9 protein-coding genes are annotated in these 6,097 nt (G+C 64.4%); 3 read left to right on the top strand and 6 right to left on the bottom strand.

Features of this window, described 5'->3' with window-relative positions:
• The 3 genes from A5906_RS20120 to A5906_RS20110 all read right to left on the bottom strand — a co-directional run.
• Positions 1-896 (bottom strand): GNAT family N-acetyltransferase (locus A5906_RS20120; RefSeq protein ID WP_245326805.1); only part of this gene is annotated, 896 nt, incomplete at its 3' end.
• Between the two features lie 162 nt (positions 897-1,058).
• Complete coding sequence (locus A5906_RS20115) at positions 1,059-1,805, bottom strand: glycerophosphodiester phosphodiesterase (RefSeq protein WP_080137082.1); 747 nt, start codon at positions 1,803-1,805, stop codon at positions 1,059-1,061.
• A gap of 5 nt (positions 1,806-1,810) precedes the next feature.
• Positions 1,811-2,278 carry a RidA family protein gene (locus tag A5906_RS20110; protein ID WP_014494672.1) on the bottom strand — a complete coding sequence of 156 codons (468 nt, stop codon included), beginning with the start codon at positions 2,276-2,278 and terminating at the stop codon, positions 1,811-1,813.
• 245 nt (positions 2,279-2,523) lie between these two features.
• Here A5906_RS20110 and A5906_RS20105 point away from each other — a divergent pair, with 245 nt between their 5' ends.
• The 3 genes from A5906_RS20105 (at position 2,524) to A5906_RS20095 (ending at position 4,452) form a co-directional block, all read left to right on the top strand.
• The gene (locus tag A5906_RS20105) at positions 2,524-3,369 is read left to right on the top strand and encodes a cell envelope integrity EipB family protein (protein ID WP_080137081.1); all 846 of its coding nucleotides are present in this window, start codon (positions 2,524-2,526) and stop codon (positions 3,367-3,369) included.
• Positions 3,370-3,551: 182 nt separating this feature from the next.
• Complete coding sequence (locus A5906_RS20100) at positions 3,552-3,953, top strand: RidA family protein (RefSeq protein WP_063682982.1); 402 nt, start codon at positions 3,552-3,554, stop codon at positions 3,951-3,953.
• A gap of 58 nt (positions 3,954-4,011) precedes the next feature.
• On the top strand, positions 4,012-4,452 hold the full coding sequence (locus tag A5906_RS20095) for a MerR family transcriptional regulator (protein WP_080137080.1): 441 nt from the start codon (positions 4,012-4,014) through the stop codon (positions 4,450-4,452).
• On the opposite strand, the gene A5906_RS20090 is transcribed toward A5906_RS20095, so the two are convergent.
• From A5906_RS20090 to A5906_RS44745, 3 genes are all read right to left on the bottom strand, one after another.
• Complete coding sequence (locus A5906_RS20090) at positions 4,429-4,839, bottom strand: nuclear transport factor 2 family protein (protein WP_080137079.1); 411 nt, start codon at positions 4,837-4,839, stop codon at positions 4,429-4,431. The genes A5906_RS20095 and A5906_RS20090 overlap by 24 nt on opposite strands.
• Before the next feature lie 68 nt (positions 4,840-4,907).
• Entirely contained in the window at positions 4,908-5,315 is a 408-nt protein-coding gene (locus tag A5906_RS20085) for an ACT domain-containing protein (RefSeq protein ID WP_080137078.1), read from the bottom strand.
• A 305-nt stretch (positions 5,316-5,620) separates the two neighbouring features.
• The coding region (locus A5906_RS44745; protein ID WP_488225981.1) for a DinB/UmuC family translesion DNA polymerase at positions 5,621-6,097 on the bottom strand (477 nt) is incomplete at its 5' end.

Below are 6,097 nucleotides of genomic sequence, written 5' to 3'. Positions count from 1 at the left end.
CGGGCCATCACCAGCAGCACGTCCCGGCTCATGGTCTCGCCGATCAGCGAGAAGAACTCGCGCGTGAGGTAAGGGCGACCCCATTTGCGCGAGCCGGTCTCCATGTAGAATGCGAAGAACGCGTCCCAGGCGTCCTCGGTGATGTCTTTCCCGGTGAGCCAGTGGATCGTGATGCCGGGTGCGAGCGCGTCGCGCCGCTCGCGCTTGATCGACTTGCGGTGGCGCGAGTTCAGCGTTGTCAGGAAGTCCTCGAAACTGGCAAAACCCTGGTTGTGCCAGTGGAACTGCTGGTCGGTGCGCTGGAGGAAGCCGTGCCCGGCGAGCAGCTTCCATTCGTCCTCGCGCGCGAAGGTGACGTGCACGGACGAGGCCTTGCTGACGCCGCACAGTGCTACGAGACCACGCGCCAGGGCCTCCCTGATCTGGTCGCGGTCGACGCCGTCGCGGACCAGCAGCCGCGGTCCCGTCGCCGGCGTGAAGGGAACCGAGACCTGAAGCTTCGGGTAGTAGCGCCCGCCGGCGCGCTCGTAGGCGTCCGCCCAGCCGCGGTCGAAGACGTACTCGCCTTGGCTGTGCGATTTCAGATAGCAAGGCACGACGCCGGCGACGCGGCCGTCGAGCTTGGCCACGAGGTGTCGCGGCCCCCAGCCGGTGCGGATCGTTGCCGAACCCGATTTCTCGACCGCGGAGAGAAAGGCGTGGGAGACGAACGGGTTATAGGCGGGTCCTGAGAGGCCGAGGGAATCGCCTGGAAAGGCGGATGAGGTTCCCGCGCCATGCCCATTGCAAGCCTTTTCGTTAAGAGCCTTGCCGGGATTGGCGCAGGCATCCCAATCCTCCGGCGAGACTTCGCCTATGGACGGTACGGCCTCGAGCGTAATGTCGGATGATGCCATTGCGCCCAAGATCGTGCATTGCAGCAGCGACTTCAAGGGGGCCGGGAACTTCCCACCGCTGTCATTGCGAGCGCAGCGAAGCAATCCAGACTGTCTCCGCGGAGGGATTCTGGATTGCTTCGTCGCAAGGGCTCCTCGCAATGACAGCGGAGGGAGCGGTACCTACGGCACAAACCCCTCAAAAATCATCTGATCCGCATATCGCCCGACCCGCGTTCGCTGGTCCTGCGTCCGCACGGTCCAACCGAGCAGGGCGCAGCCGAAGACGTTGCGGGCGATCCAGGGGGCCGTGGCCGGGAGGTGGTCGACCTTGAAGGCGACGAAATGCGGCTGGGTCTGCAAGCCGTGGCGCAGGTACAGCATGCTGTCGCGCTGCTCCTGGGTGAGGTAGGCCCAATATTCGTCCTCATAGCTCCGCTGCGCGACGATGCCGCGCGGGCGGGAGGGTAACAGCTCGCGCAGCGCCAGCACCTGGTCGGGATCGAAGGACATGCCGACGGCGGGGCCGTCATAGGACGCCAGCACCTCGGCCATCCGCTCCACCAGCTTGCGGTCGCCGCCGAAACGGCTCTTCACCTCGATCACGATGGGCACGCGACCGGCGACCATGGCGCAGAGGTCGGAGAGCGACATCATCCGCTCGTCGGTGTCCTTGAACCTGACGGCCTTCAGTTCCGCCGCGGTCTTCTCGATCACCTCGCCAGCGGCCTCGGTGAGGCGGCCGAGGGCGTGGTCATGGTGCACCATGGCCTCGCCGTCGGCGGAGAGCTGGATGTCGACCTCGATCGAGAAATTGCCAGCGATGGCAGCCTGCACCGCCCCCGGCATGTTCTCGACGATGCCGCGCGAGATGTCGTGCAGGCCGCGATGGGCGACCGGCCGCGCTGTCAGCCAATCCGGAGCGCGCATGCGCGTCAAGCGACCTCGAACACACCTTCGACCTCGACCGCCGCGTCCGCGGGCAGCGAGGCGACGCCGACGGTGGTGCGGGCGTGGCGGCCCTTGTCACCGAAGGCGGCGACCATGAGGTCCGAGGCGCCGTTGAGCACCTTCGGCCCGTCCAGGAAGTCCGGGGCCGAATTGATGAAGCCGCCGAGCCGCACCACCCGCACCACCTTGTCGAGGTCACCGAGCGCTGCCTTGACCTGGGCCAGCAGGTTGACCGCGCAGCCGCGCGCTGCCGCTGCGCCGTCCTCGATCGACACGCCGGCGCCGAGCTTGCCCTTGGCGATCAGCTTGCCGGCGGGGTCGAAGCAGACCTGGCCGGAGACGAACAGCAGATTGCCGGTCCGCACGAAGGGGACGTAGTTGGCGACGGGGGTTGGGGCCTCATGCAGCTTGATGCCCTGTTCCGCCAGTTTCTGCTCGACCGTGCCCGCCATGTCCGACCTCGTTGTCCAAAAATCATTCACCCCGGCGCCCCCGAAGGCGGCCGGGCGCGCCCTGTTTCGCCCATCGAGCCGCCACATGCAAGCAACCGGAGGGGCTGCATTTTGTTGAGGCAGGGCAGCAGGTTCAGTGCGCGCGCCGCAACTTTACGTGAAACGGCCTCAGTTGCGACGCAATGGAACGGTCAGTAAAATGTCGAATCTGCGCTTTCCCAAGGACGCATCCTCAAGGAACAGACATGGTGCACCTTTTCCGGACTTCGCTCGGTGTGATGGCGCTCGCGGCGGCCGCTTTCGGCCCAGGCGGCGCGGCGCAAGCCGCCAACGGTCCGTTCCTCGCGCACCAGGCGCTCTATGATCTGAGCCTCGTCAAGTCGCGCTCCAATTCGGTCAACAGCGCGCGCGGCCGCATCCTCTACAACTTCACCGGCAGCTCCTGCGAGGGCTACACCTCCGAATTCCGCCAGGTCTCCGAGCTCGACAGCGGCGAAGGCAAGGTTACGCTCAGCGACCTCCGCTCCAATTCCTGGGAGGATGCAACGGGTAAAAGCTACCGCTTCAAGATCGAAACGCGGATGAACGAGGCCGATGCCGGCCGCGTCGATGGCTCGGCGGAGCGCGACGGCGACCACATCAACGTCAAGCTGAAGCTGCCGGCGCCGAAGAGTTTCACCCTCGACGGCAAGATCGTGTTTCCGACCGAGCAGATCCAGCGCATCATTGCCGCCGCCAAGGACGGCAAGTCGCTGCTCGAGCTTTCCGTCTATGACGGCTCCGACGACGGCCAGAAGGTCTACAACACGCTGACCGTGATCGGCCAGCCGATCCCCGCCGACCGCGCCACCTCGACCGATCCGTCGACGTCGGACGAGCACATGAAGTCGCTGAAGCGCTGGCCGGTCACCGTCAGCTATTTCGACCGCGAGTCCCAGCAGAAGGAAGGCGAGCAGACCCCGGTCTACGCGATGGCGTTCGAGCTCTACGAGAACGGCGTCTCGCGCCAGCTCGTGCTCGACTACAACGATTTCGTCATCTCCGGCGCGATGGGCAAGTTCGACGTCAAGGACAGCAAGCCCTGCAATTGAGGGCGATGCGTTCTCCGTTCTCTCCATCGTCATTGCGAGCGCAGCGAAGCAATCCAGAGTCCTTCCGCGGAAACATTCTGGATTGCTTCGTCGCAAGTGCTCCTCGCAATGACGACGGGGCTGGCTCTTCGCTCCCTCTCCAGCTACGCTCTCTCCCAACCACAAACTCCGGGAGCCAGCCCATGCCCAAGCTCGACCATCTCCGTCCCAGCGGCCTGCATCACAATCCCGCTTATTCCCACGTTGTCACCGCCTCGGGCGCGCGGACGATTTACATCTCCGGCCAGGTCTCGACCGACGAGGAGGGGCGGATCGTCGGCGAGGGCGATATCGCCGCGCAGACCACGCAGGTGATGCAGAATCTTGGGCACGCGCTGAAGGCGGCCGGCGCGAGCTACTCCAATATCGTGAAGATCACGACCTTCGTGGTGAACTACAAGCCGGAGCTGCGTCCCATCATCGGCAAGGCCCGCTCGGCGTTCTTTGAAGGCATGGAGCCGCCGGCCTCGACGCTCGTCGGCGTCTCCGCGCTCGCAGCGCCGGAGTGGCTGATCGAGATCGAGGCGATCGCGGTCGCCGATTGAGGAGGCCTGGCCGGATGAATTGAGCCCTGCGAGGCGGGTTCGAACGAGAGGGAAGACCATGTCGCGTGATCTTCGCATCGGAGAGGTCGCCAGCCGAACCGGCCGCAGCATTCATACCATCCGCTGGTATGAAGCGCAGGGCTTGATCCCCGGCGTTGTCAGGGATCGCGGCGGACGGCGCGTCTACAGCGATTTTCACGTCGGCTGGTTGGATCTGATGGAGCGCCTGCGCGGCACCGGCATGTCGGTCAAGCAGATGCGCGAATATGCGGCACTTGCGAAACGGGGTGAAGCAACGCTGACCGAATGTCACGCGCTGCTCGCAGCCCATCAGCAGCGCGTGCAGGATAACATCCAGCGTTGGTCGCAGGCCTTGGCGCTGATCGAAGCCAAGGTCGAATTCTATGAGGAGTGGATCGCCGGCGGCGAAAGACCGGCCGTGTCGCCGCATGCTCGTCTCAAGGCTGCGCCGGCCTCATTGGCTTGCGGGCGGCCTTAGCACCCGCTCGACCAATGCGGTGTCCATGTACTCGGTCAGCTCACGCAATTTTCCGTCCGCGACGCGAATGATGAAGCAGTAGGTGTTGGCGTAGAGCTCCCCGGCAAGCGTCGTCGCGTTGCCCCGGCACTCGGCGACGACGTAGTCGCCCTCGGCGATGATGCGGGAGACCGTGAGGCTGGTGGGCGCGGTGAATTGTCGGTGGAGCGGCTTCATCAGGCGCTCCAGCACGTCGGCCTTGCCGACATATTCGCCAGACCAGGCCGTCGAGCCGGTGATCCGCCAGACGAAGTCGTCTGCCATCGCGGCGATGAACGGGCTCGGGTCGCGACGAGCGCGCGCATCCATGATGTCCTGAATGAGCGCCTTGTTGTCGGTCATTGTCATGGGCTGTCTCCTTGAAGCGAGGCCAGCCATCTCTCTACAGGCTAGAGCATGCTCTAGATCAAGCGCAATCAACCCTGTTTCAGCCTGAACCCGTCATGCAAGAGGGCCATCGCTTCATCAGCCCGGTCGACAGGCACAAAGAGATGGTCGTGGTGAAAGGCCGACACGGCGTTGACGCTGATGCCGGCTTCGGCGAGGCGCGCTGTGATCGCGGCGAGGAAACCCACCGCATCGAGCGCGGAGTGAACCGTCAGGGTGATCAGGCGTGAGGGGAACGCGTACCGCAGCCCTGCTGCTTCGGCCTGCTCGTGCGGTACCACCAGCGTTGTTCCTTCACGTTCGCGGAACGTCAGCAACGGGTTGATGGTGGCTGGAATGCTTGCGCTTGTCGCAACGGTGCAAAACACGAAGATGCCGTCCAGAAGCTCCGGCTTCATGTTACTCAGCAGCGCGTCGAGATCGCGTTCGCCTGTCACGGTGCCAGCTCCAACATACCTTTGTATATGTCCTCCAATACTTCGAATACGCAAAGCTTACGCTGGTACAATTGAGCGCTGGCGGGAGATTCTTACAATTTGAGTCCACTCGGGTCACTGCGAGAACGCTCAGATGAACGTCGTCATTCGAAAGCTCAACGGTCTGTGGCACCTTATCGTTGGGTCTTGTCAGATCCGAACCCCGTTCCTGGAAACACAGGATCGGCAGTTGGTCGTTCAGTACGCCAGGCGCGCCTATCCGGGGGCACGGATCTTCGAACGCGACTGAGCCGGGCCGGCCTCGATCACTCCTGCGCCTTCGCCGGCCCGTCATAGGCGATCCCGCGGATCACCGCGCCGCTGCCGAACTTCTTGCGCAGGCTGTCGACGGCGCGCTCGGCATGGGCGGCGCGGCGGTCGAGCATGTCGGTGTCGTCGGCGGGCGAGCCCTCGCGCAGAGCGCTGACGCCGGCGCCCATCAGGCGGAAGGCGGTGCCGTCGATTTCTTTCGCCAGCATCTCGCGGCAGATCGAAAAAATCTTTGCGGCAAGCTGGGTCGGAGCCGCAATGGATTGCGAGCGGGTGCGCTGGCGGAAATCGGCGGTCTTCAGCTTCAGCGTCACGGTCGAGCCGGCGAGTTCGCCACTCTTGAGGCGCGACGACGTCTTCTCGCAGAGCCGCCACAAAATCTTCTCCAGCGTCGCGAAATCGCGGATGTCGGTCTCGAAGGTGGTTTCGCTGGAAATCGTCTTGGCGCCGCGGTCCGGCTCGACGCGGCGGTC

Source organism: Bradyrhizobium sacchari (assembly GCF_002068095.1).
Classification (GTDB): Bacteria; Pseudomonadota; Alphaproteobacteria; order Rhizobiales; family Xanthobacteraceae; genus Bradyrhizobium; species Bradyrhizobium sacchari.
Note: the sequence above shows the minus strand (reverse complement) of the source record. Positions and strands in the feature narration are given on the sequence as shown.

What these genes read in the sequence shown, in the direction of transcription:
- A5906_RS20095 (WP_080137080.1), top strand. Translation starts at nt 4,012, where the DNA reads ATGTCGCGTGATCTTCGCATCGGAGAGGTCGCCAGCCGAACCGGCCGC.
- A5906_RS20090 (WP_080137079.1), bottom strand. Translation starts at nt 4,839, where the DNA reads ATGACAATGACCGACAACAAGGCGCTCATTCAGGACATCATGGATGCG.
- A5906_RS20110 (WP_014494672.1), bottom strand. Translation starts at nt 2,278, where the DNA reads ATGGCGGGCACGGTCGAGCAGAAACTGGCGGAACAGGGCATCAAGCTG.
- A5906_RS20105 (WP_080137081.1), top strand. Translation starts at nt 2,524, where the DNA reads ATGGTGCACCTTTTCCGGACTTCGCTCGGTGTGATGGCGCTCGCGGCG.
- A5906_RS20115 (WP_080137082.1), bottom strand. Translation starts at nt 1,805, where the DNA reads ATGCGCGCTCCGGATTGGCTGACAGCGCGGCCGGTCGCCCATCGCGGC.
- A5906_RS20100 (WP_063682982.1), top strand. Translation starts at nt 3,552, where the DNA reads ATGCCCAAGCTCGACCATCTCCGTCCCAGCGGCCTGCATCACAATCCC.